At 68.3% G+C, this 21,880-nt stretch carries 21 protein-coding genes; 15 read left to right on the forward strand and 6 right to left on the reverse strand.

Annotation, left to right across the window (positions count from 1 at the left end; genetic code table 11):
- The first annotated feature begins 20 nt into the window (after positions 1-20).
- Together ASG17_RS06920 and ASG17_RS06925 are read left to right on the forward strand one after the other, a co-directional pair.
- A complete protein-coding gene (locus ASG17_RS06920; RefSeq protein ID WP_056100993.1) occupies positions 21-509 on the forward strand; it encodes a hypothetical protein in 489 nt (162 codons plus the stop codon).
- Between the two features lie 46 nt (positions 510-555).
- Positions 556-1,929 carry a class II 3-deoxy-7-phosphoheptulonate synthase gene (locus ASG17_RS06925; RefSeq protein WP_056100996.1) on the forward strand — a complete coding sequence of 458 codons (1,374 nt, stop codon included), beginning with the start codon at positions 556-558 and terminating at the stop codon, positions 1,927-1,929.
- Here ASG17_RS06925 and ASG17_RS06930 read toward each other — a convergent pair.
- Positions 1,926-3,116 carry an FAD-dependent oxidoreductase gene (locus ASG17_RS06930; protein WP_056100999.1) on the reverse strand — a complete coding sequence of 397 codons (1,191 nt, stop codon included), beginning with the start codon at positions 3,114-3,116 and terminating at the stop codon, positions 1,926-1,928. The two genes, ASG17_RS06925 and ASG17_RS06930, sit on opposite strands and share 4 nt — an antisense overlap.
- A 187-nt stretch (positions 3,117-3,303) precedes the next feature.
- On the opposite strand from ASG17_RS06930, the gene ASG17_RS06935 reads away from it, so the two are divergent.
- The 5 genes from ASG17_RS06935 to ASG17_RS15435 all read left to right on the forward strand — a co-directional run bounded on the left by ASG17_RS06935 (position 3,304) and on the right by ASG17_RS15435 (position 7,305).
- The gene (locus ASG17_RS06935; RefSeq protein WP_200935037.1) at positions 3,304-4,137 is read left to right on the forward strand and encodes a hypothetical protein; all 834 of its coding nucleotides are present in this window, start codon (positions 3,304-3,306) and stop codon (positions 4,135-4,137) included.
- A gap of 38 nt (positions 4,138-4,175) precedes the next feature.
- A complete protein-coding gene (locus ASG17_RS06940; protein WP_056101001.1) occupies positions 4,176-4,976 on the forward strand; it encodes a hypothetical protein in 801 nt (266 codons plus the stop codon).
- A 116-nt stretch (positions 4,977-5,092) separates the two neighbouring features.
- Positions 5,093-5,680, forward strand: a complete 588-nt coding sequence (locus ASG17_RS06945; RefSeq protein WP_056101004.1) for a prephenate dehydratase domain-containing protein — start codon at positions 5,093-5,095, stop codon at positions 5,678-5,680.
- 315 nt (positions 5,681-5,995) lie between these two features.
- Entirely contained in the window at positions 5,996-6,718 is a 723-nt protein-coding gene (locus ASG17_RS06950) for a chorismate mutase (RefSeq protein ID WP_235560375.1), read from the forward strand.
- 32 nt (positions 6,719-6,750) lie between these two features.
- Positions 6,751-7,305, forward strand: coding sequence for a hypothetical protein (locus tag ASG17_RS15435; protein WP_156367754.1), 555 nt, complete (start codon positions 6,751-6,753; stop codon positions 7,303-7,305).
- A 42-nt stretch (positions 7,306-7,347) separates the two neighbouring features.
- On the opposite strand, the gene panC is transcribed toward ASG17_RS15435, so the two are convergent.
- Positions 7,348-8,211 (reverse strand): pantoate--beta-alanine ligase, encoded by an 864-nt coding sequence (gene panC, locus ASG17_RS06955; RefSeq protein ID WP_056101009.1) that lies wholly within the window; start codon positions 8,209-8,211, stop codon positions 7,348-7,350.
- Between the two features lie 62 nt (positions 8,212-8,273).
- On the opposite strand from panC, the gene ASG17_RS06960 reads away from it, so the two are divergent.
- From ASG17_RS06960 to ASG17_RS06970, 3 genes are all read left to right on the forward strand, one after another.
- On the forward strand, positions 8,274-8,927 hold the full coding sequence (locus tag ASG17_RS06960) for an SPOR domain-containing protein (RefSeq protein WP_156367755.1): 654 nt from the start codon (positions 8,274-8,276) through the stop codon (positions 8,925-8,927).
- 126 nt (positions 8,928-9,053) lie between these two features.
- The gene (locus tag ASG17_RS06965; protein WP_056101015.1) at positions 9,054-9,884 is read left to right on the forward strand and encodes a division plane positioning ATPase MipZ; all 831 of its coding nucleotides are present in this window, start codon (positions 9,054-9,056) and stop codon (positions 9,882-9,884) included.
- A 4-nt stretch (positions 9,885-9,888) separates the two neighbouring features.
- Positions 9,889-10,317, forward strand: a complete 429-nt coding sequence (locus ASG17_RS06970; protein ID WP_056101016.1) for a J domain-containing protein — start codon at positions 9,889-9,891, stop codon at positions 10,315-10,317.
- Here ASG17_RS06970 and ASG17_RS06975 read toward each other — a convergent pair.
- Positions 10,314-11,741, reverse strand: coding sequence for a D-alanyl-D-alanine carboxypeptidase (locus ASG17_RS06975; protein WP_056101018.1), 1,428 nt, complete (start codon positions 11,739-11,741; stop codon positions 10,314-10,316). The genes ASG17_RS06970 and ASG17_RS06975 overlap by 4 nt on opposite strands.
- A gap of 290 nt (positions 11,742-12,031) precedes the next feature.
- On the opposite strand from ASG17_RS06975, the gene ASG17_RS06980 reads away from it, so the two are divergent.
- The 5 genes from ASG17_RS06980 to ASG17_RS07000 all read left to right on the forward strand — a co-directional run bounded on the left by ASG17_RS06980 (position 12,032) and on the right by ASG17_RS07000 (position 18,236).
- Positions 12,032-12,502 (forward strand): phasin family protein, encoded by a 471-nt coding sequence (locus ASG17_RS06980; RefSeq protein WP_056101020.1) that lies wholly within the window; start codon positions 12,032-12,034, stop codon positions 12,500-12,502.
- Between the two features lie 177 nt (positions 12,503-12,679).
- On the forward strand, positions 12,680-13,009 hold the full coding sequence (clpS, locus tag ASG17_RS06985) for an ATP-dependent Clp protease adapter ClpS (protein ID WP_056101022.1): 330 nt from the start codon (positions 12,680-12,682) through the stop codon (positions 13,007-13,009).
- Positions 13,010-13,021: 12 nt separating this feature from the next.
- Complete coding sequence (gene clpA / locus ASG17_RS06990) at positions 13,022-15,325, forward strand: ATP-dependent Clp protease ATP-binding subunit ClpA (protein ID WP_056101025.1); 2,304 nt, start codon at positions 13,022-13,024, stop codon at positions 15,323-15,325.
- A gap of 42 nt (positions 15,326-15,367) precedes the next feature.
- A complete protein-coding gene (locus ASG17_RS06995; RefSeq protein WP_156367756.1) occupies positions 15,368-17,008 on the forward strand; it encodes a bifunctional 2-polyprenyl-6-hydroxyphenol methylase/3-demethylubiquinol 3-O-methyltransferase UbiG in 1,641 nt (546 codons plus the stop codon).
- Between the two features lie 28 nt (positions 17,009-17,036).
- Positions 17,037-18,236 carry a hypothetical protein gene (locus ASG17_RS07000; RefSeq protein WP_056101031.1) on the forward strand — a complete coding sequence of 400 codons (1,200 nt, stop codon included), beginning with the start codon at positions 17,037-17,039 and terminating at the stop codon, positions 18,234-18,236.
- Here ASG17_RS07000 and ASG17_RS07005 read toward each other — a convergent pair.
- The 3 genes from ASG17_RS07005 to ASG17_RS07015 all read right to left on the reverse strand — a co-directional run bounded on the left by ASG17_RS07005 (position 18,233) and on the right by ASG17_RS07015 (position 21,830).
- Positions 18,233-20,116: a glycoside hydrolase family 2 protein gene (locus ASG17_RS07005; protein ID WP_056101033.1), complete on the reverse strand. Its 1,884-nt coding sequence runs from the start codon at positions 20,114-20,116 to the stop codon at positions 18,233-18,235. The two genes, ASG17_RS07000 and ASG17_RS07005, sit on opposite strands and share 4 nt — an antisense overlap.
- Positions 20,117-20,232: 116 nt before the next feature.
- A complete protein-coding gene (locus ASG17_RS07010; RefSeq protein WP_056101035.1) occupies positions 20,233-21,375 on the reverse strand; it encodes a GNAT family N-acetyltransferase in 1,143 nt (380 codons plus the stop codon).
- Entirely contained in the window at positions 21,372-21,830 is a 459-nt protein-coding gene (locus ASG17_RS07015) for a RidA family protein (RefSeq protein ID WP_056101037.1), read from the reverse strand. The genes ASG17_RS07010 and ASG17_RS07015 overlap by 4 nt, the downstream gene beginning before the upstream one ends.
- Positions 21,831-21,880 lie beyond the last annotated feature (50 nt).

The raw sequence follows: 21,880 nt of genomic DNA on the forward strand, positions 1-21,880 counted from the left end.
GAGAGAATGAGGCCGCGCCGATGACCGACGACCGCAACGATCCGCCCGACCCGTTCCCGACGGGCTTCGGCTCGCCGCCGCCCTCGCGCTTTCCGCCGATCGAGGAGACGGTGGTCGCGGCGACCGCCGATCCGCCCAGCGACTGGAACCAGGGCGCCGACGCCCACGACCTGCCGACCGCCGAGAACCGGCTGATGCGTCTAGGGCGCTTCGCCTTTCCGCCCGGCGAGCCGCCGGACGATGAGGGTCTGGCCGCCCGCGACCAGCGCTGGACCAGCCGGGTCATCGTCTTCGCCGCCCTGATGCTGGTGATCTTCAACGCCCGCTCGGCCCAGGAATGGTCGCGCCAGCAGGCGCCCGGCTGGGTGTCGACCACGGTGCAGCAGCTGTCCGATGTCTGGGGAGCGCAGGTGGCGCAACTGGGCGCCGATCAGCCGGTGCAGGGCGTGCGTGAGGCCTACCACGGCGTGCGCGACGCGCGTTTCCCCGGTCAGCCGCCCGCGACTTGACGCCGATCACATTGTTCCGAAGCCGTCATCCGACTATCTTGCGCCCATGAAGACCCGTTGGAGCCCCCAGTCCTGGCGTAACCGGCCCGTGGTGCAGATGCCCACGGACTATCCGGATGCGCGCGCCCTGCAAGCCGTCGAAGACGAGCTGGCCGCAATGCCGCCGCTCGTATTCGCGGGCGAGGCCCGTCGCCTGACCGAGCGTCTGGCCCAGGTGGAAGCCGGCGACGCCTTCCTGCTGCAGGGCGGGGACTGCGCCGAGAGCTTCAAGGAGTTCTCGACCGACAACATCCGCGACACCTTCCGCCTGATCCTGCAGATGGCGGTGGTCCTGACCTTCGCCGGCCGCAAGCCGGTCGTGAAAGTGGGCCGCATCGCCGGTCAGTTCGCCAAGCCGCGCAGCTCCGGCGTCGAGAAGATCGGCGACGTCGAGCTGCCCAGCTATCGCGGCGACATCATCAACGGCATGGCCTTCACGCCCGAAGAGCGCGTGCCCGATCCGCAGCGCCTGCTGAAGGCCTACAACCAGTCGGCCTCGACGCTGAACCTGATCCGCGCCTTCGCCAGCGGCGGCTACGCGGACCTGTACAGCATCCACCGCTGGACACTGGGCTTTGCCGGCGACTCGGCCGCGGGCGCGCAGTACCGCGAGCTGGCCGACAAGATCACCGAGGCGCTGGCCTTCATGGAAGCGGTCGGCGTCACGCCCGAAACGCACCCGGACCTGAGCCGCGTCGAGGTCTTCACCAGCCACGAGGCCCTGCTGCTGAACGTCGAGAGCGCCCTGACGCGACTGGACGGCGGCACCGGCGAATGGTTCGACACCAGCGCCCACATGCTGTGGATCGGCGAGCGTACGCGTCAGCTGGACGGGGCCCACGTCGAGTTCATGCGCGGCATCAACAATCCGATCGGCGTGAAGTGCGGCCCGACGATGGAGCCGGACGACCTGCTGCCGCTGATCGACGCGCTGAACCCGAACAACATCCCGGGCCGCCTGACCGTCATCGGCCGCTTCGGCCACGACAAGGTCGGCGACCGTCTGCCGCGCCTGATGGCGGCGGTGAAGGCGCACGGCAAGAAGGTGATCTGGTCGATCGACCCAATGCACGGCAACACGCTGAAGGCCGACAACGGCTACAAGACCCGGCCGTTCGACCGCATCCTGGGCGAGGTTCGCACCTTCATCGACGTGGCCGAGGCCGAGGGCGTTCACCCCGGCGGCGTGCACCTGGAGATGACCGGCCAGAACGTCACCGAATGCCTGGGCGGCGCCCAGGCGGTGACCGAGGACGACCTGTCCAGCCGCTACCACACCCACTGCGACCCGCGCCTGAACGCCGACCAGGCGCTGGAGCTGGCCTTCCTGGTGGCGGAGCGCCTGAAGGCGGGACGGCTGAAGCGGTCGGAAGCGGCCTAGGCCGCGAACCCCGACCGGCGATACAGGGCCGCGACGATCTCGACGCCTTTCTCGGCGAATGTGCGGTCCGGCGTTTCGCTGTCATCGCCGTAGCCGTCCATGTCGCCGCGGCCGAGCGTCTGCACGCCCACGCCGTCCGGCCGCGTGATGACCGAAACGCCCTTATGATAGAGGCTGTAGCGGACCTCGGGCTGGGGCGGCAGCCAGGCGATCTGGCCGCGCACCGGCACGATGCTGTCGTCGCTAAAGAGGGCGCGAGCGCCGTAGCCGGTGCAGTTGACGATGACCGCCTCGGGCAGGGTCGACAGCTCCGACCGCGCGTTGAAGGTCCGCTGCTCCATGCGGCCGCCCTCCAGCAGGAAGTCGCTCATCAGCCGGTGGCCCAGTTCGGCGATGTTGAACTGCATCCAGCTGCCCATCCGGACGCGCGAGCCGACGAAGGGCGTGTCCTCCGGCCGCAGGTCGTGGCTGTGCGGGGTTAGGTCGCCGATAGCGCCGGCGTATTCGGCGAAGCGGATGTCGTTGGGGTCGGCCGGGCTGCGCGAGCCGCCGCCGGTGTCGGTGATGCTGTAGCGATCCAGGAAGCCGACCGGCTCGCCGGGCTGACCGACATAGGTCTGGTGCTCGGCCCAGGACAGGCGCGCCATCCGCTCCCAAAGGGCGGCGAAGGCGGGCCCGACCTTGTCGGCGTCGGCTATGCGCGAATCCGGCGTCCACTGGCCCGACGCCCGCGCCGAACGCGTGTGCGGCAGCCGCTCCGCCGCATAGATGGTCACCGGCGCACCGGCCCGCTTCAGCGTCAGGGCCGTGGTCAGGCCGATGGCGCCACAGCCGATCACCGCCACGGGCCGCACGTCGCCCTCCAGCGCCATCCCCGCTGCCACCGCCGCCGAGCCCCACGACAGCGACCAGCCGCTGCCGCCATGGCCGTAATTGTGAACCAGCCGCTTGTCGCCGAACGCCTCGGCCTCGATGCGCGGGCCCATCGCCCGGAAGGGGCGGGTGCAGACGGTGATCCGCGTGATCCGGTCGGCCCGCATGATCAGTGGCGCCAGCGGCGGCGGCGCAAAGGACGGCCGGACGATCGTGGGCGCCGGCGTCGCCCGGGGCGCGGTTGCGCAGGCGCTCAGACTCGACACGCCGAGCCCCGCCAGCATCGCTCGCCGCCCGATCATGCCATCCGCCATCACGCCACTCCTGCTGCCACTTCTGATTAGCAAGCAACCATCGGGACGTCAGCGGCGCTCGGCGGTCGACGCTGAAGCAGCGGTCCACGAAACGCTGTTATGCCGCACTTGACGGGAGCCGAGGTTTCGTTTCCTCCTAGGCGCGAAACTCCGGGAGGCGACGCAGTCTGGGGAGTGGCGGGGGCCTATGACGATCGACCATGGAACGACGGGCGATGTGACGCCGCATGGCCGGGGATACATCCTGCCGTTCCGGCTGGCCGGACGCCGAAAACGCCACGCGGCGGCTATGGGCCAGTTTGCGCCTGTCGCCGGTGTGCAGCCGCTCAAGGTCTATGTCGGTTACGACAGCCGCGAGGACATCGCTTGGCAGGTCTGCCGCCACTCCATCGAACGGCACATGTCGAGCAACGTGGCGATCCATTCGCTGCGTCAGCCAGAGCTGCGGAACCTGGGCCTCTACACGCGGCCCGGCGACAGCACGGCCTCGACCGAGTTTTCGCTGACGCGATTTCTGACGCCCTACATCGCAGGGCATGACGGGTGGTCGCTGTTCGTCGACTGCGATTTTCTGTTCACGCGCGACATCACGGAGTTGCTGAAAGGGTTGGACCCCCGAAAGGCGGTCTATGTCGTCAAGCACGACTACGTGCCCGCCAGCGCCATGAAGATGGATGGCAAGGTCCAGACCACATATCCGCGCAAGAACTGGTCGTCGTTCATGCTGTTCAACGGCGCTCACTCGCACGTCAAAAAGCTGACGCCGGATTTCGTGAACCAGTCCAGTCCGCAGCACCTTCACCGCTTCGAGTGGCTGCCGGACGAGGACATGATCGGCGCCCTGGACGTGTCGTGGAACTTTTTGGTCGGCGAGTATCCGATCCCGGATGAGAAGCCTGCGGCCATCCATTTCACCAACGGCGGGCCATGGTTCAGCGAGTGCGGGGGCGTCGAGTTCTCGGATCTATGGCTGGAGGAGCAGGCTCTGTATTTCAAGAGCCATCATGCCCTGTCGCGATAGAAGGGCGGCCCCGTCCGGGCCGGGGCCGAGGCGACGTCGTGCAGGTTGAGATTCTGATCGACGATCCGACGCACGCCAAGAACGGCTTGCTGCGCGCCCTGCAGCGCACGGCGGCGGCGGCCGGGTTCGGCGAGGCGTTCGAGACGCCCGTCTATCGTGGCGGCAGCGAGGTGCTGGTCATGTGGGGCGCCGGGCGCAAGGATCACTTTCCAGCCTGGCAGCAGCAACGGAAGGCGGGCGGGCGCTGCATCGGCTTCGATCCCGGCTACTGGGGCCGCTCGGCGCCGGTCGGCAACGCGCGCCTGCATATCGACACCATGCATCCGACGCCGGAGCAGGTGTGGCGCACGCCGTCGGCCCACCGTCTGGGGCAGACGTTCACCCTGCGGGAGGACGCCGATCCCGCCGGACCGATCATGATCGTCGGCATGGGGAGAAAGGCGGCCCTGATGCGTGGCGAAAGGCCCGGTCAGTGGGAACGAGAGAAATACGAGGCGCTGCGCATCGAGTTTCCGGATCGTCGGATCGAGTACCGCCCGAAGAAGGTCAGTCAAGCCGCTGAAAGCCTGTCCGATATCCCCCATGCGGCCGAGGCTCCGATCGAGCAGGGGCTGGTGGGTTGCTCCCTAGTGGTCTGCGCCAGTTCCAACGTGTCTCTGGATGCCTGTGTGGCGGGCGTCCCGGTTCGCTGCGACGGCGGATTTGCGCATGTGCTGTATTCGGGCTGTGAAGACCCGACGCCGGAACAGCGTCTGGACCTTCTGAACCGGTCGACATGGTGGAATTGGCATGCGTCGGAGGCCGCAGAGATCTGGGCCTTCGCCAAAACCATGATGTAAGTCGCCGGAGCGATGAGCGCCCAGCCTGAGGGTCGGGCCGTGGCGCCCGCCATCTCGCCTCTCGACCGCCGCCCGCGTCGCCCCTATGTGCAGGCCTCAAGACCCAGGAGCCGGCCATGACCGACAGCGCGCCCGCAACGCCACAGGATGACACGCCGCCCGGCCGCGTCGCCTATCAGGGCGCGCCCGGCGCGTTCAGCCACGAGGCTTGCACCGCGCTGCGGCCCTGGGACACGGCCGTGGCGTTCGAAACCTTCGAGGGCGCGCTGGACGCTGTGCGGTCAGGCAATTGCGGCTGTGCGCTCATCCCGGTCGAGAACTCGTCCATCGGCCCGGTCGAACCGGCCGCGACCCTGGTGCGCGACAGCGGGCTGGATGTGGTCGCCGAGGTCTGGCGGCCGATCCGACATGCCCTGATGGCGCCCCTCGGCGCCACCCTGCACGGCGTTCGCACAGTCGAGAGCCACCCCATCGCCCTGGCCCAATGCGCCGGCACGCTGAAGTCGATGGGACTGACCGCGACGGAGGCGTTCGACACCGCCGGCGCCGCGCGCGACGTGGCCGAAGCGGGTGATCTGAGTCGCGCCGCCATCGCCGCCGTCAATGCGGCCGAGGTCTACGGCCTGTCGATTCTGCGCCACGACCTTCAGGATTCCAGCGATAACCGCACGCGTTTTGTCCTGGTCTGCACGCCGCAGGGTTGACGGCGCACGGTTGTTGCGTGTCTTGGGAGAACGGATCGCAAAGATCCGCAATGATCGGACCCGGACCTATGTCCCCGCTGCGCGCCTCGCTTCAACGTCTTGACCGTTCGCGCACGGCTGTCCGCTCGTATCTCGGCTACGGCTTTTACGGCTTTCGATACGCCGGCTGAGGCGTCGGGCTTCTTCGCTCCTGACAGTCTCGCCGGCGACCGCTCCTGACCCGAGCGGCGGCCTTTCCGCACATCCAATCGAAACCGTTTCCGTTGAAAGTCCTATTCCGTGTCCCATTCCAACATTCAGCAGGTGTGGCCTGAAGTGGCTGAGCTGACCCCCGAACAACAGGCCCTGGCCGCCCTCCGCGCCGAGATCGACGGCATCGACGACCAGATCCTGGCGCTGTTCGAACAGCGTCTGGCCGTCGCCGCCACCGTCGGCCGCGCCAAGGACGCCCCGTCCGGCCCGCACACCAAGCTGCGCCCCGATCGCGAGCAACAGGTCCTGGGCCGCATGCTGGTCCGCGCCAAGCCCGAGAACCACGAGGCCGTCGAGCATCTGTGGCGCGAGATCGTCGGCTGGGGCCTGGCCCGCCAGGGCCGGCTTCAGGTCCAGGTCTGGGCCCCGATCGATCCGACCCGCGCTTTCGACGGCGCCCGCCTGCGCTTCGGCGCGGCCGCCGACATCAAGATGGTGCTGGATCCGCAGAAGGCCCTCGCGTTCGCGGCCGAGGGCCACGGCATCGCCGTCCTGGCCATCAACACCGAGGACGCCTGGTGGATGGGCCTGCGCCGCGAATGGTCGATGCTGAGCGTGTTCGACGGATACGGCGGCGATACGCCGACGTCTCTGGCCGTGGGCAAGATCGATCCGCCGGCCCTGCCGCGCGGACGCCGTGTTGTCGTCACCGCCGGCGGTGACGCGGGCGACGGCGGCGGCGCGCGTCGCTGGGGGCTGAACACCCACCACGGCTGGACCATCGCCCTGACCGACGCCGAGCTGACGCCCGGCGAGGCCGAGGGTTGCGTCGGCGCGATCGGCTAGCGCCGGGGAGCTGTTCGACCTAGGGTCGCGGCATGATCAACATGCTCGCGGCCCTGGCCCTCGTCGGACAAACGCAGGCCGCCGCGCCAGCCGACACGTGGCGTGTTTGGCCGTGGCTTGAGGTCGCCGAAAGCAGCGCTTTCAGCGGCTATTCGCGGATCACTTCTGTTCTGCCTGGATTGGAGACCGCAGAGGGCCGTCGCCGCGTCTCTTGGGTCTGGCTCTATCGCATAACCTCTGCGCGGGGCGGAGTGCACGTCGAATGGATCGACAGCCGGGCGTGCCCGGAGGCGAAAACCGCAGTCGATGAATTTTCTCGTCTACCGTCGATTTTCGCCCAGCCAATCGAGGAAAGCTACGAGGTCGAGGACACCGGTCCGCCGGCAACAACGGACAGCGACGCCCCCATTCACATTCGGTGGTCCACCGCCTACGGACAAGGTGGGTCCAGCGCCCGGCTGCAAGTCGGGGGCGATACGCCCATCGGCGCCTGGACATATAGACTCACGTCTCTCCCGTGCTGGACGACCGACCCTGCTCAGCGGCCACCCTTCTGGCCCCCTCTACGAGAGATCGAGAACTTCTGAAGCGCGGGGTCTCGACGTAGCGCTGGTCAGCCGTGGATGACCTCAGATCGCCATATTGTCGATCAGGCGCGTCTTCCCGATCCAGGCTGCGGCCAGGATGCGGGCGGGCGCGTCGGCGACCTGGTTCCGGAAGACAGCCAGGTCCTCGGCGCGGCGGACGGCGACGTAGTCGATGCGGTCGAAACCGGTTTTCAGCAGGGCGGCGTAGGCGTCCTTTTCGACGCCGGGCAGGGGACGGCCCGAGGCGGCGGCGACGCCGGCCTCGGCCAGGACGCCGTTCAGCCGGCGCGCGATCTCCAGCTGCTCTGGTGACAGGTAGGCGTTGCGCGATGACAGGGCGAGGCCCCAGCCGTCACGCTCGGTCGGCGAGGCCACGATCTCGACCGGCAGGTCCAGGTCGGCGGTGAAGCGGCGCACGACCATCAGCTGCTGGAAGTCCTTCTCGCCGAAGATCGCCAGGTCTGGTTGAATCAGATTGAACAGCTTGGTGACGACCAGGGCGACGCCGCCGAACATCTGGGGGCGGAAGTCGCCCTCGAGGCCCAGCGCCGGGCCGGCCATGGCGATCGTGGTCGCGGCGCCGGGCGGGTACATGGTCTCGACGTCAGGCGCGAACAGCAGATGGCAGCCCGCGCCGGCCAGCATAGCGGCGTCCTCGGCTTCCTGACGCGGATAGCGGCCCAGATCCTCATGCGGGGCGAACTGGGTCGGGTTGACGAAGACGCTGGCCACGACGCGGTCCGCGCGCGATGCGGCCTCGCGGATCAGACCCATGTGCCCGTCATGCAGGGCGCCCATGGTCGGGACGAAGCCGATGCGCAGGCCCTGACGGCGCCACTCGCCGATCTGCGCGCGCAGATCGGCTACGGATCGCACGATCGGCAGGGGCGGCGCGCTGTGCATCATGCTGAAAACATTAACCCTGATCGTTTGCGGGGTTGAAAACCCTTGTCGCTAGGGTGGCGCTTATGAGCCCCGCCGCTGCGCTTCGTCCAGCCGTCCTCGCCAGCCTCAGCCTCGCGCTGAGCGCTTGCGGCATGGTCGAGGGGGACCCGAACCGCTTCCAGAAGTTCGGCGAGCAGGTGGCGTCCCTCGACATCCCGATGAACCCGGGCGAAGCGGGCCGCGCGATCGTCGCCATGCCGGATGCGGCGGCCGGCGGATTGCGCGCGGCGATCCCGGCGCCCCGACAATCGACGGGCCCGCGAGAGGCGCTGAAGGTTCAGGTCATGGACCCGCACGATCTGTGGGATGCGCGCGACGACGGTCTGCGCGGGGCGCTGGCGCACGCCGCCGTCGCCGAGGCCGCGCCGCGCGTGGCGCAGGCGGCGGTGCAGCAGGTCGCTATGCGCACCCAGAGTGCGGTCCAAGGCGCGGTGCGCCGCACGACGATCCAGCTCGGCGCCTATTCGTCCGCCGAGGCGGCGCAGACGGCGTGGACGACGGCGCGACGCAGCTTCAGAGGCGCGGCGCTGAACAGCCTGAGCCCGACGTTCGAGGCGGTGACGGTCAACGGCCGTAACCTGACCCGACTGAAGGTGGGGCCGGTGCCGATCGAGACGGCGGCGGCCCTGTGCCGCGCGGCCGAGGTCGCCGACCCCTGGTGCGCCCGCGCCGTCTGACGGCGCATTCGGCAGGGTGGTCCACAGACCGTCTTTAAGGTTTCGTTGACGTTTGTCGCCGGGGCGACGACTCTCATGCTCTGGAGGTGCGCGGCTTGAGTCGCGCCCGGCAAGGCGAGGCGGACGATGGCCAAGGCTCATGTGATCGTGATCGGCAATGAAAAGGGCGGGGCGGGCAAGTCCACCCTGGCCATTCATATCGTGTCCGCGCTGCTGCATGCGGGGAACCGGGTCGCGATCCTGGACCTGGACCTGCGCCAGCGTTCGCTGGCGCGCTTCTTCGCCAATCGCGCGGCCTGGATGGCCGCCAACGGCGCTGCGCTGCCGATGCCGACGGAGCCTGACCTCGGCGACGGCAAGGCGCTGGCCAAGGCCGATGACGCTGAGCAGATGGCCCGCTTCGAAGCGGCCTTCGCCGAGGCGCAAACGGCCGAGGTCATCGTCATCGACACGCCTGGTGGCGATACCGTTCTGTCGCGCGCCGCGCACGCTCGCGCCGACCAGATCGTCACGCCGATGAACGACAGCTTCGTCGATTTCGACCTGCTGGGTCAGGTCGATCCGGTGACGCTGGAGCTGCTGAAGCCCTCGATCTATTCCGAGAGCGTCTGGGAGGCGCGCAAGGTCCGCGCCGTCACCGAGGGCCGCCATGCCGCCATCGACTGGGTGGTGCTGACCAACCGCCTCGCCGTGGCCGAGGCCCGCAACCGCCGCCGTCTGGAAGAGAAGATGCAGAAGCTGGCGCGCCGGGTCGGGTTCCGTGTCGGACCGGGTCTGCGGGACCGGGTCATCTATCGCGAGCTGTTCCCGTTCGGCCTGACGGTCGCGGACCTGTCACCCGACGTGCGGCCGGTCGCGGTGTCTCTGGCCCACGTGGCGGCGCGGCAGGAACTACGGGCGCTGATGCAGGCGCTGGGGCTTGGCGAGGTCGCAGAGCGACTGCCGGACGCGGCCTGACGCCTTGGGTCTGATCTGGCTGGCGCTGGGCGCCATCGCGCTGTGGGCGTTGGTCCGCCTGGGTCGGCAAACCGAGCGGCGCGGCCGGCGTGACTGGCGCGTCGCCGCGACCCTGCTCGGCGCGGCCGCGTTGGGCGGAGGCGTCCTGGCGATCTCGAGGGGCTCCTGGATCCTGGCGGTCGGCCTGGTCGCGGCCGGCGTCTGGCTGGTGCTCAGCTCGCGGATGCCGGGGCCTGCGCGCCAGACGTCCGCGACGGGCGAGCTGTCGCAGGCCGAGGCGCGCTCAATCCTTGGCGTGGGTCCAGGCGCGAACGCCGAGGAGATCAACGCCGCGTGGCGCAAGGCCATGGCGCGCGTCCATCCCGATCAGGGTGGCACCGAAGGCCTGGCGGCCCGCGCCAATGCGGCGCGGGACCGGCTGCTGAAGCGCTAGTCCGGACGGACGACTATGCAGGTGACGCGGCGCTCGGCCAGGGCTTCGCAGGCCGACGTGGCGGCTTCCTGGGTCAGGCCGGTGAAGCGCGAGCGGTACCAGTCGCCGGCGGTGATCACGTTGCGCTCGGCGCTGGCGAACTGGCTGCGGAAGCGGCGGTTCACTTCCGCCAACCAGTTGCGGGCCACGGCCTCGTCGCGGAACGCTCCGACCTGAACGGCCCAGCGACCGGCGGGGGCGCGGGCCGGCGTTGCGGCGGCACGTGCGGGGGCGGCCGCTGGACGCCGAGGCGCGGGCGCTGCGGCCGTGGCGGCGGTTCCGCCATTCAGCGATGCGGTCAGGTTGGGCGACGGCCGGGACGGCGGCGGCGTTGCGGCCGCGCGCTGCTCGGACGGTGAGGGCGTGACGTGCGGAGGCGGCGGCGTCGTGGCGCGCGCGGCGGTGTAGGTGACTTCGGTCGAACCGACGCCCGTCTCCTCCTCGCCGGCCGAGGCATAGGCGACGGGCGCGGCGGGTTCGGCGCTGACGCCAAAGCCGCGTTGCTCGAAGAAGGTCTGGGCCACTTGAATGGTTTCGCCGCCGGCGCGGCGCCGCTCGACCTCGAAGCCGACGCCCATCAACTCGTCCAGGTGCGCGTTGCGGCTGGCGCTGGAGCGCCCCCCCAGCACGACCGTGATCAGCCGCCGTCCGTCCTGCACCGCCGAGGCGGCCAGGTTATAGCCCGAGGCGTTGGTGAAGCCCGTCTTGATGCCGTCATAGCCCTTGCCGGCGGCCAGCAGCCCGTTGGTGTTGCGATAGTCGCGGCCGTTGTACGACCAGTCGTGCAGGCCGAAATAGCTGTAGTATTGGGGGTAATCGCGCATGACGGCGCGGGCCAGGATCGCCAGGTCGCGCGCGCTGGTCAGTTGGCGTCCATCCGGCAGGCCGTTGGCGTTGACGTAGCGCGTCTGGCTCATGCCCAGTTCCTGCGCTTTCAGCGTCATCAGGGCGGTGAAGCGGGCCTCGGAGCCGCCGATGTGTTCGGCGATGGCGACCGCCATGTCATTGGCCGACCGGACCGCCGTGGCGCGCATGGCGTCGTCCAGCCGGATCGTCTGGCCGGCGGCCAGGCCCAGCTTGGACGGCGGCTGCGAGGCGGCGCGCGGGGAGACGGTGATGGTGTCGTTCAGGCTGGCGCGACCCTCGGCCAGCGCCTCGAACGTCAGATACAGGGTCATCACCTTGGTGATCGACGCCGGGTAGCGCGGGCTGTCGGCGCGGCGCGCGAACAGGACTTCCCCGGACGTGGCGTCGACCACGATGGCGGCGTAGCGCGCGTTGTCGGAAGACTGGGCGACCGGGGCGGACGGCGCGGTCGTCGCGCCGATGGTCAGCACGAGCCCAGCAAGTAGAACGGACAGGCCACGGCGGGCGAAGGCTATCATCGTCAGGGTGCTGCCTTACAACTTATGGACATGCCGCGGCCCCCTGGCGCGACGGTAGGACCCTAGCATGCCTGCCTCGAGTTTCGCGGTGGTTAACCGGTCGTCAACGCAGATTTGACCGGGAGAACGGCGTCACGATGCGGGGATGGTCGAAAATATTGTGCACCGCACAAAACTATCTTGACGCTCCTTCGCACTTGCACCATATGGCCTCTCAAGCGCGGTGGAATCGCCTACTGCGAGACTTTACCAGGCGGCTCCAGGCCGCGTCCTGAATCAGGAGATCGACCATGGCCGACAGCGCCGAGACCGTCAAAAAGACCATCGAAGACACCACCGCCAAGGCCAATGTTCAGGCCGAACGCGTCCAGGCCGCCGGCACGCAAGCGTTCCGCGAAGGCATGGACAAGTCGGTCGCCTCGCTGAGCGAACTGAACGCGCACGGCAAGAAGAACCTGGACGCCGTGGTCGAGTCGGCCACCGCCGCCCAGAAGGGCGCCGAAGCCATCTCGCAAGAAGCGATCGGCTTCGCCAAGAAGAGCTGGGAAGACGGCGTCGCCGCCGCCCAGACCTTCTCGAGCGCGCGCTCGGTGCAGGAACTGATGGAACTGCAGACCAGCTGGGCCAAGTCGTCGATGGAGACCTACATGTCGCAGGTCACCAAGATGACCGAGCTCTTCACCGCCTCGATGAAGGACAGCGTCAAGCCGATCAACGAGCGCGTCTCCGCCTCGGTCGAACGCTTCCAGGCCGCTCGCTAAGCGTCCTCTTCCTTACAAGCGCGTACCAGAGGGCCCCGGCGGAAACGCCGGGGCCCTTTTGCGTTTGAGCGTTCGACGGACCCGGCGTTTTGTCACGCAAGCTGTGACTGGACGGGCGCCTTCAAATCCGCCCATCATTCCCTATCTGGATCCTGTTCCCCCAAGACCGGACGACGCATGCCAACCAAGAGGCCCGGTGAGATCGGCAACGGCCAAGACGCCGCGACGATCACCGAAACCAGACCCAAGCTTCAGAAGCCCTCGCTGTATCGGGTGCTGATCCTGAACGACGACTACACGCCGATGGAATTCGTCGTCTACGTGCTGGAGCGGTTCTTCCAGAAGAGCCGCGAGGACGCGACGCGCATCATGCTGCATGTGCATCAGCATGGCGTCGGGGTGTGCGGCGTCTTCACCTACGAGGTGGCCGAAACCAAGGTCGCCCAGGTGGTCGAGACGGCGCGCCGTCACCAGCACCCGCTGCAATGCACTATGGAAAAAGACTGAGAGGATCTCCCCATGCCCTCGTTTTCACGTCCTCTCGAAGAGACCCTGCACCGCGCCGTGCACTACGCCAACGAGCGTCGTCATGAGTACGCCACGCTGGAACATCTGCTGCTGTCGCTGATCGACGACACCGACGCCGGCGCCGTGATGCGCGCCTGCAATGTCGATCTCGAATCGCTGAAGACCGCGCTGACCCAGTACGTCGACAACGACCTGGCCGCCCTGGCCACGGCCGACGGCGAGGACGCCAAGCCGACCGCCGGCTTCCAGCGCGTGATCCAGCGCGCCGTCATTCACGTTCAGTCGTCGGGCCGCGAGGAAGTGACCGGCGCCAACGTCCTGGTCGCCATCTTCTCCGAGCGCGAGAGCCATGCCGCCTATTTCCTGCAGGAACAGGACATGACGCGGTACGACGCTGTGAACTTCATCGCCCACGGCATCGCCAAGAAGGCGGGCTCCGGCGAGACGCGCCCGGCCAAGGGCTCGAGCCCCGAGGAGGCCGAGGACGCCGCCGCGGTGAAGTCGGGCGGCGAGGCGCTGGAGACCTATTGCGTCGACCTGAACGAAAAGGCCCGCAAGGGCCGGATCGACCCGCTGATCGGCCGCCACGCCGAGGTCGAACGCTCGATCCAGATCCTGTGCCGCCGCACCAAGAACAATCCGCTGCTGGTCGGCGATCCCGGCGTCGGCAAGACCGCCATCGCCGAGGGGCTGGCCCGCAAGATCGTCAACGGCGAAGTGCCGGACGTCCTGAAGGACGCGACCATCTACTCGCTCGACATGGGCGCGCTGCTGGCCGGCACCCGCTATCGCGGCGACTTCGAGGAGCGGCTGAAGCAGGTCGTCAAGGAACTGGAGAACCACGAGAACGCGGTCCTCTTCATCGACGAGATCCACACGGTGATCGGCGCCGGCGCGACGTCGGGCGGAGCGATGGACGCCTCCAACCTGCTGAAGCCCGCCCTGGCCTCCGGCACGCTGAAGTGCATGGGCTCGACGACCTACAAGGAATACCGCCAGCACTTCGAGAAGGATCGCGCCCTGGTGCGGCGCTTCCAGAAGATCGACGTCAACGAGCCGACACTGGAGGACACGATCAAGATCCTTAAAGGTCTGAAGTCGACGTACGAGCAGCACCACAAGCTGCGCTACACCGACAGCGCCATCCGCACCGCCGTCGAGCTGTCGGCCCGCTACATGACGGACCGCAAGCTGCCGGACAAGGCGATCGACGTGATCGACGAGGCGGGCGCCAGCCAGATGCTGCTGCCGGAATCCAAGCGCAAGAAGGTCATCGGCCAGAAGGAGGTCGAGGCCGTCATCGCCAAGATGGCGCGCATTCCGGCCAAGTCGGTGTCCAAGTCGGACACCGAGAGCCTGAAGGAACTGCAGACCGATCTGAACCGCGTCGTCTTCGGCCAGGAGCAGGCGATCGAGCAGGTCTCGGCGGCGATGAAGCTGGCCCGCGCGGGTCTGCGTGATCCCCAGAAGCCGATCGGCAGCTTCCTGTTCTCGGGTCCGACCGGCGTCGGCAAGACGGAGGTCGCCAAGCAACTGGCCGCCACCCTGGGCATCGAGATGCAACGCTTCGACATGAGCGAGTACATGGAGCGGCATACCGTCAGCCGCCTGATCGGCGCGCCTCCGGGCTATGTCGGTCACGACCAGGGCGGCCTGCTGACGGACGCCGTCGATCAGCATCCGCACAGCGTCGTCCTGCTGGACGAGATCGAGAAGGCGCACCCGGACGTCTACAACATCCTGTTGCAGGTGATGGACAACGGCATGCTGACCGATGCGGTCGGCAAGAAGGTCGACTTCAGGAACGTCATCCTGATCATGACCACCAACGCCGGGGCCGCCGACAACGCCCGCGCCTCCATCGGCTTCGGCCGGGGCAAGGTCGAGGGCGAGGACGACAAGGCCATCCAGCGCCTGTTCGCGCCGGAATTCCGCAACCGTCTGGACGCCATCGTGGCCTTCAAGCCGCTGGGCGCCGAGACCATCAAGTCGGTGGTGACCAAGTTCATCCTGCAGCTGGAAATGCAGCTTCAGGACCGCAACATCACGATCGAGCTGACCGACGAGGCGACCGACTGGCTGGCCAAGAACGGCTTCGACGAACTGTACGGCGCCCGCCCGCTGGCGCGCGTCATCCAGGACTCGATCAAGAAGCCGCTGGCCGATGACATCCTGTTCGGACGTCTGGTTCGCGGCGGCCACGTCAAGGTGCAGCTGAAGGACGGCAAGATCGACTTCGACATCGCCGGATCAACGACTGCCCCGGCGTCGACCGAGGCCGAAGAGACCGCCTGAGGATGATCGCGTCCGGGGTCGCCGCCGCGCTATAGCGGTCCGATGTCGGACGCCATTCCCGCCGAAACGCCAGAGGCCCTCTGTGCTGACGCCGGCCGCCGCATGGCGGCGGGGGACGCGCAGGGCGCCTTTCGCGCGCTGAAGGCCTCGGTCGAGCGGCACCCGGAGCATGCCGCCGCCTACGCCCCGTTGGCGTCGCTGCTGGCGGGCGCGGGGCATCGCGGTCAGGCGATGGAAGTGGCCAGCCGGGGACTGTCGCTAACGGGGGATGCGGCGGCGCGATCGCCCTTGGCGCGGGTGCTGGCCGACAGCCTGTCGTCGCTGGCGCCGATCGCCTGGCATCCGCGGCTGGAAGCCGACCTGCTGGCCTGCCTCGCCGATCCGGCGGTGGATGCGCAGCGCCTGGCGCGGGTGACGGCGCGCACGCTGCGGCTGAAGGTGGACAGCCCGGTGGTGGGCGATGAGTTGTGGCTGGCCTTCCTAGGCGACTGCATCAACGTCGATGCGGAGATGGAGCTGCGGCTTGCGACGCTGCGGGCTGAAGCGACCGATCCCGATCTGATCTGCGCGCTCGCGCTTCAGGCCTTCGCCAACGAATATCTGCTTGAGCCTGTGGGCCGGGCCGGCCTGGCCGCCGCGCTCGACCGTCCGTTGACCGCTCCAGAGATCGCCGCGCTTTTGCCAGAACACGGCGATAGGCCATTGTTCAGGACGCTGCTCCAAAGAAGCGTCAATGAGCCGGCGGAGGAGCGGGCGATCAAGGTCTCGCTGCGGCGTTTTGAGGGTCCTACAGATGCCGTGTCGGTCGCGGTGCGGGAGCAGTATGAGGCCAATCCCTACCCGCGCTGGCGCGTCCCTCCGCCAATTGGACCCGGTCTGCGGCCCTCGCTGGAACGCTTCGGCGCCCGGGGGCGGACCGTGCTGGTCGCCGGCTGCGGGACGGGGTTCGAGCCCATCGATCTGGCGCAGTCGAATCCGGCGCTGGAGATCACCGCGCTGGATCTCAGCGAGGCCAGCCTGGCCTATGCCCAGCGCATGGCGTGCGGACTGGGCCTGGACCGCATCGACTTCGTTCAGGGCGACATTCTGGGCGTCGCCGCGCTGGGTCGGACCTTTGATGTCATCACCTCGACCGGCGTGCTGCATCACATGGACGATCCGGCCGAAGGGCTGGCGCGGCTCGCGGCCGTGCTGGAGCCCGGCGGGATCATGCGGCTGGCGCTGTACAGCCGCCGGGCGCGCGGTCCGGTTCGATTGGCCCGGGACGCCATCGCCGCCGCGGGCTGGACCGCGACGCCGGACGGCGTCCGCGCGCTGCGCCGCGAGGTGCTTGGCCGTCCGCCGGGCGACGCGAGGACCCAGCTCGCGCTCAGCGACGATTTCTACAGCCTCAGCGGCTGCCGTGATCTGGTCTTCCACGCCTGCGAGCATGGCTATGGTCCGCTGGGCCTGCCGCGGATGGCGGCCGGGGCGGGGCTGGTCTGGCGCGGTTTCGATCTGACGCCGCCGATGGTTCAGGCTTTTCGCGCCCGGTTCGGCGCGGCGGCGGACATCAGCGATCCCGGTCTTTGGGACCGACTGGAAGCGGCGGAAACGACGCTCTTTTCTGAAATGATGCACTTCTGGCTGCAGAAGCCGGCAGGCGGAGCGGACGCCGCTTGCGTCCCGCCAGTCCGAGCTTAGAAGGCCCAGATGAATTCGAGCCTTCACCATGGCTAAAGCGCCAGCGATCCAGGACTTCGCGCCGATCGCCATGGGCATCCAGCGCGGGGGCGCGCTGATGGTGCGCCTGTTCCACGACGGCTCGGTCAACGCCGAGGACTGCGTGTTGCGGCTGGTCTACATGAACGGTCGTTTCGGCAATATCCCGGCGGGCGGAAACGCCAAGGCGGCCGCCGCCCTGGCCGATCCCGAGGCGCTGCTGCGGGGGCACAAGCGCGGGTCCGGCCTGGGGCCGGAACACATCGACTTCGTCTTCACGCCAAGGCCAGGCAAGCTGGTTCAGGCCGCCTTCGTGAAGATCAAGACCGACGCCGGCGCGGAGGTGGTGCCCTGGGCCAAGGGCTTCCGCTTCGACGCCCGCATTCCGCGCGACGGGCAGGAGTTTCGCAACAACCTGACCTTCAAACGAAGCCGCCACGCCGATGAAGAGACGGTGCTGGCGTCGAGCTTCGATGTGCTGAACGCCTTCGTCGGTACGCCGGAGGCGGAGCAGCTGGCGCCGTATCTGGTCAACGCCTTCGTCATCTGCACCTACAAGACGGTGTCGACCGGAGCGGTGGTCAATCCCGCGATGATCTACGCGCAACAGATCGATGCGCTGATCGACGGCATGAGCCCCTCGCATTCGATGCGCATCGACCGCGAGATCGCACGGCTGTCTGTGCACACGGCGCTTTGGCACTACGCCGTGCACATCGGCGATCGTGCGCTGTTCGAGGCGTCGATGGACGGCATCGAGGCCGTCAGCCGGATGGATCGCGAGCAGCACCCGACCTTCGCCTACAACGCCTGCAAGAGCCTGCTGCTGCGGGCGTTGCTGATGAGCTTCAGCGACCCGGCGGCGTCCCGGTACGCCTTCGCGTTAGTCTACGCCCGATTCCGCGCCGCCGCCGCGATCCGTACAGGCAATCCGGTGTGGCTGCAGGAGCTTTCGGTTGGGCTGCAGGCCAGCATCCTGGCGGTGGGCGCCATCAAGACGCTGAAGACCGAGATCGAACTTTCGCGCGGCGTCATCCGGTCGATGCTGGAGCTGGCGCCGCGGGTCGGCACGCCGGCGTTCGAGCGCAAGCTCAAGGCGCTGGCCGTCGCCTACAAGACCGAAGGCGAGGCCAGGCTGAAGGCGGGTCCGGCGCAGGTGGCCGCAGACGACGATCTGGATCTGGACGAAGACGGCGGGCACGAGTCCTAGGCGCGCGCCTTTCGACGGTAGTGGTCAGCCAGGACGGCGAAGGCCTGTTTTCGCTCTCCGGTTTCCGAGATCAGGCCCTTGCGGTTCCAGCCTTGCTGGAAGACCGGATGCTGGCGGCGCGGTGAGCGGAAGTCCTTCAGGATCCAGGGCGACAGACCGCGCAGGAACGGGATCCGATCGGCCATCGCCAGGGTCTGGCGGAAATATTCGGCCTGAAACTCCTCGGAGAATTTCCGCATTGTTTCCGTGTCGTGGAAGCCGATCTTCGCGTCGGCGCCGAACTCCGAGAAGATCAGCGGCTTGTGGATTTCGGACGTCCAACGAATGTCGGGCAGGCGGCTCAGCGGGTCCTCGGAATACCAGCCGTTGTAGGTGTTCACCGCCATCACATCGAGGTCGGCAGCCAGCGGATCGTCGGCATGCTGGGTCGGGACCCCGTCCACGTCCGAACGGCCGAACAGCAGGGCGGCGGTGACCAGACGGCTGTCGTCCAGGGCGCGGACGTCCGCGATCAGGGCGCGCAGGAAGGCGTTGCGCGGCGGGCTGACCGGCGTCTCATTGCCCACGCTCCACAGCGCGATGGAGCAGCGGTTTCGGTCGCGCCGGATGTTCTCGGCCAGCATGTTGCGCGCCGTCGCCAGGCTCTTGGGATTGTCGAACGCGACGCGCCAGTAGACGGGGATCTCGCTCCAGACGATCAGTCCCAGTTCGTCGCAGAGGCGGGTCATGACTTCGGAGTGCGGATAGTGGGCCAGGCGCACAAAGTTGCAGTTCAGCCCCTCCTTGGCCTCGACCAGCAGGGCGCGGGCGGTCTCCTCGGTGATGATCCGGGCAGGGTTCGCGCCGATCTCCTCTTCATGCAGGCAGATGCCGCGCAGGAAGACTGACTGGCCGTTCAGCAGGATGTCCTCGCCGCGCACCTCCAGGGTGCGGAAGCCGATTCGGTCGGTCAGGCGGTCCTCGCCGGCGGTGAAGGCGACGTCGTAGAGGGTCGGCCGTTCGGGCGACCAGCGCTGCAGACGGCGCGGCGCGGGCGCCGTGGCGGTCCAGCGGCCGGCGGCGTCGGTCTGGCCGTTCAGGGCCAGGTTCAGGGCTTTGATATCGACACGGACGGCGGCGTTGGCGGCGGCCGGGCCGTTCAGATGGACGGTGACGGCGACGCGGCCCTGTTTGTCCAGCCTAATCCAGGCGTCGTCGATGAAGGTGTGGGCCGTCCGCACCAGGGTGACGGCGCGCGTGACGCCGCCATAGGTCTCCCAGTCGGTGATCGGCGGCGGGACACTGTCGTCCTTATGGAGGGAATCGACGCCCAGGGTGACGTGGTTGAGCCCGTCCTTGATGAGGTGCGTGACCTCGAAAGCGAAGGGGGTGAAGCCACCCTCGTGATCGCCCAGATGCGTGCCGTTGAACCATACGCCGGTCTGGTACTCGGCGGCGCCGACGCGGATGAAGGTGCGGCCCGATCCGCGCGTCGTCTCGACGCCGCGCCGATACCACATCAGACCCTGGTAGTGGCGAAGCTCCGGCTCGGCGGCTAGCCAGGCGCCGGGCAGGGGGCTCTCGGGCGCCTGATCCATGTCGTATTCGTAGAGGACGCGCGGATTGGCCCGCATGACCTGCTCGACGTTGACCTCGTCATAGCGGCGGTGGCCCAGCCCGGCCTCGGCGCCGTGGAAGCCTTCGGCGCCGTCGCGGTAGGGATCGACGGACCACCGCCATTGACCCGACAGGTCGCTGAGATCGCGACGGTCGGCGGCGACGAGGGTCAGGGGCGGGGCGGCCGGGGTCTCGGCGGCGGCCTTGACCGGCAGGGCGGAAGCGGCGACGGCGCCCGCGCTCAGCCCCAGATAGCCGCGTCGTGTGGCGTTGAACCCGGTCATTCCATTCCTCCGTTTTTATGTTCGTTGGGTGGGACGGTAGCGCAAACAAACGGGATGGGTGGGGTTCTTCGTCGCCCGAACGACTTCCTCTTCCAGAGGAAGAGGGCCGAGACGGTCTAGCGCTCTCGATACGGCGACATCGCCTCGGTCATCGCCGCGATCTCCGCCTCCACCGCTGGCCTCTCGCCGTCGAGGTAGCGTTTGACCGGGTCGCGCAGGGCGCGGTCGGCGATGTGGTGTGCGCTGTAGACGGGGCTGGGGAGGTAGCCTCGGGCGATCTTGTGCTCGCCTTGGGCGCCGGCCTCGACGCGGCTCAGGCCGCGCGAGATCGCGAAGTCGATGGCCTGGTAGTAGCAGAGCTCGAAATGCAGGAAGGGGTGCTCGATTAAGGTGCCCCACTGGCGGCCGTAGAGGGCGTCGCGGCCGATGAAGTTGAGGGCGCCGGCGACGGGCTGGCCGTCCTGGAAGGCCATGACGAGGGCGATGCGGTCGACCATGGTCTCGCCGACCCGGGCGAAGAAGTCGCGGGTCAGATAGGGGCGGCCCCACTTTCGGGAGCCGGTGTCGATGTAGCAGGCGAAGAAGGCGTCCCAATGGTGCGGTTCGATCTCGGCGCCCGTCAGGACGCGGATGTCCAGGCCTGTCTGGGCGTCGCGGCGTTCGCGCCGGATGGTCTTGCGGCGGTTTGACGACAGGGCGGCGAGGAAGTCGTCGAAGGTCTGGTAGCCGCCATTGCGCCAGATGAATTGCATGTCCTGGCGCAGCAGCATCCCGGCGTCGCCCATGCGGGGCCACTGGCGTTCTTCGGGGAAGAGGATGTGCAGGGACGACAGGTCCAGCTGATCGGTCAGGGTAACGGCGCCGTGGACCAAGGCGTCCTCGACCGCGTCGCGGTCGGCGTTCGGGTGGACCAGCAGACGCGGACCGGTGGCGGGGGTGAAGGGCACGGCGCCGACGAGCTTGGGATAGTAGGCGCCGCCCGCCCGTTCATAGGCGTCGGCCCAGTTGTGGTCGAAGACGTATTCGCCCTGGCTATGGCCCTTCAGATAGAGGGGCATGAGGCCGAGGACGGCGTCCCCGTCGCGGGCGACGAGGTGACGCGGGCCCCAGCCCTGGCGCGGGGCGGCGCTGCCGGACGTCTCGCAGGCGTGCAGGAAGGCGTAGGTGACGAAAGGGTCGCCGGTAGGACCGGCGCAGGCGTCCCAGACGTCCGCGCCGATCTCCTGGATCGATCCGTGAACCGTGAGGTCGAGCGTCACTTCACCTCGACGATGGCGTCGACTTCGACCGCGAAGCCGAGCGGCAGCTGATAGACGCCGACGGCCGACCGCGCGTGGCGGCCGGCGTCGCCGAACACCTCGACCATCAGGTCCGAGCAGCCGTTGATGACGGCGGGGATGGCGGTGAAGCCCGGCCCGGCCTGGACGAAGCCGCCCAGCTTGACGATGCGGACGACGCGGTCGAGGTCGCCGTCCAGGGCGGCGTTGAGTTGGGCGATCAGGTTGATCCCGCACAGGCGGGCACCCTTGGCGGCGTCCTCTGCTGTGACGTCCACGCCGACAGTGCCCTTGAGGCCGCCAGAGGCGTCGTTCGAGAGCTGGCCGGAGATGTGCAACAGCTCGCCCGTGCGGACGTAGGGCACGTAGTTGGCCACCGCCTTGGCGGGCTCGGGCAGGGTGACGCCGAGTTCGGCGAGGCGGGCGTGGATGCTCATGCGGGGTCCTTCGAGGCTTTGGGGCGGATGTAGACCGCCGCCGGGCGCGC

This window comes from Brevundimonas sp. Leaf363 (assembly GCF_001424025.1).
Taxonomy (GTDB): Bacteria; Pseudomonadota; Alphaproteobacteria; order Caulobacterales; family Caulobacteraceae; genus Brevundimonas.

Bases quoted from the DNA above. Each gene is read 5' to 3' on its own strand.
- ASG17_RS06995 (WP_156367756.1), top strand. From the start codon at position 15,368: ATGTCGGACGCCATTCCCGCCGAAACGCCAGAGGCCCTCTGTGCTGAC.
- clpA (WP_056101025.1), top strand. From the start codon at position 13,022: ATGCCCTCGTTTTCACGTCCTCTCGAAGAGACCCTGCACCGCGCCGTG.
- ASG17_RS06935 (WP_200935037.1), top strand. From the start codon at position 3,304: ATGACGATCGACCATGGAACGACGGGCGATGTGACGCCGCATGGCCGG.
- clpS (WP_056101022.1), top strand. From the start codon at position 12,680: ATGCCAACCAAGAGGCCCGGTGAGATCGGCAACGGCCAAGACGCCGCG.
- ASG17_RS06960 (WP_156367755.1), top strand. From the start codon at position 8,274: ATGAGCCCCGCCGCTGCGCTTCGTCCAGCCGTCCTCGCCAGCCTCAGC.
- ASG17_RS07000 (WP_056101031.1), top strand. From the start codon at position 17,037: ATGGCTAAAGCGCCAGCGATCCAGGACTTCGCGCCGATCGCCATGGGC.
- ASG17_RS06980 (WP_056101020.1), top strand. From the start codon at position 12,032: ATGGCCGACAGCGCCGAGACCGTCAAAAAGACCATCGAAGACACCACC.
- ASG17_RS15435 (WP_156367754.1), top strand. From the start codon at position 6,751: ATGATCAACATGCTCGCGGCCCTGGCCCTCGTCGGACAAACGCAGGCC.
- ASG17_RS07005 (WP_056101033.1), bottom strand. From the start codon at position 20,116: ATGACCGGGTTCAACGCCACACGACGCGGCTATCTGGGGCTGAGCGCG.
- ASG17_RS06930 (WP_056100999.1), bottom strand. From the start codon at position 3,116: ATGGCGGATGGCATGATCGGGCGGCGAGCGATGCTGGCGGGGCTCGGC.
- ASG17_RS06945 (WP_056101004.1), top strand. From the start codon at position 5,093: ATGACCGACAGCGCGCCCGCAACGCCACAGGATGACACGCCGCCCGGC.
- ASG17_RS06965 (WP_056101015.1), top strand. From the start codon at position 9,054: ATGGCCAAGGCTCATGTGATCGTGATCGGCAATGAAAAGGGCGGGGCG.
- ASG17_RS07015 (WP_056101037.1), bottom strand. From the start codon at position 21,830: ATGAGCATCCACGCCCGCCTCGCCGAACTCGGCGTCACCCTGCCCGAG.
- ASG17_RS06925 (WP_056100996.1), top strand. From the start codon at position 556: ATGAAGACCCGTTGGAGCCCCCAGTCCTGGCGTAACCGGCCCGTGGTG.
- ASG17_RS06975 (WP_056101018.1), bottom strand. From the start codon at position 11,741: ATGATAGCCTTCGCCCGCCGTGGCCTGTCCGTTCTACTTGCTGGGCTC.
- ASG17_RS06920 (WP_056100993.1), top strand. From the start codon at position 21: ATGACCGACGACCGCAACGATCCGCCCGACCCGTTCCCGACGGGCTTC.
- panC (WP_056101009.1), bottom strand. From the start codon at position 8,211: ATGATGCACAGCGCGCCGCCCCTGCCGATCGTGCGATCCGTAGCCGAT.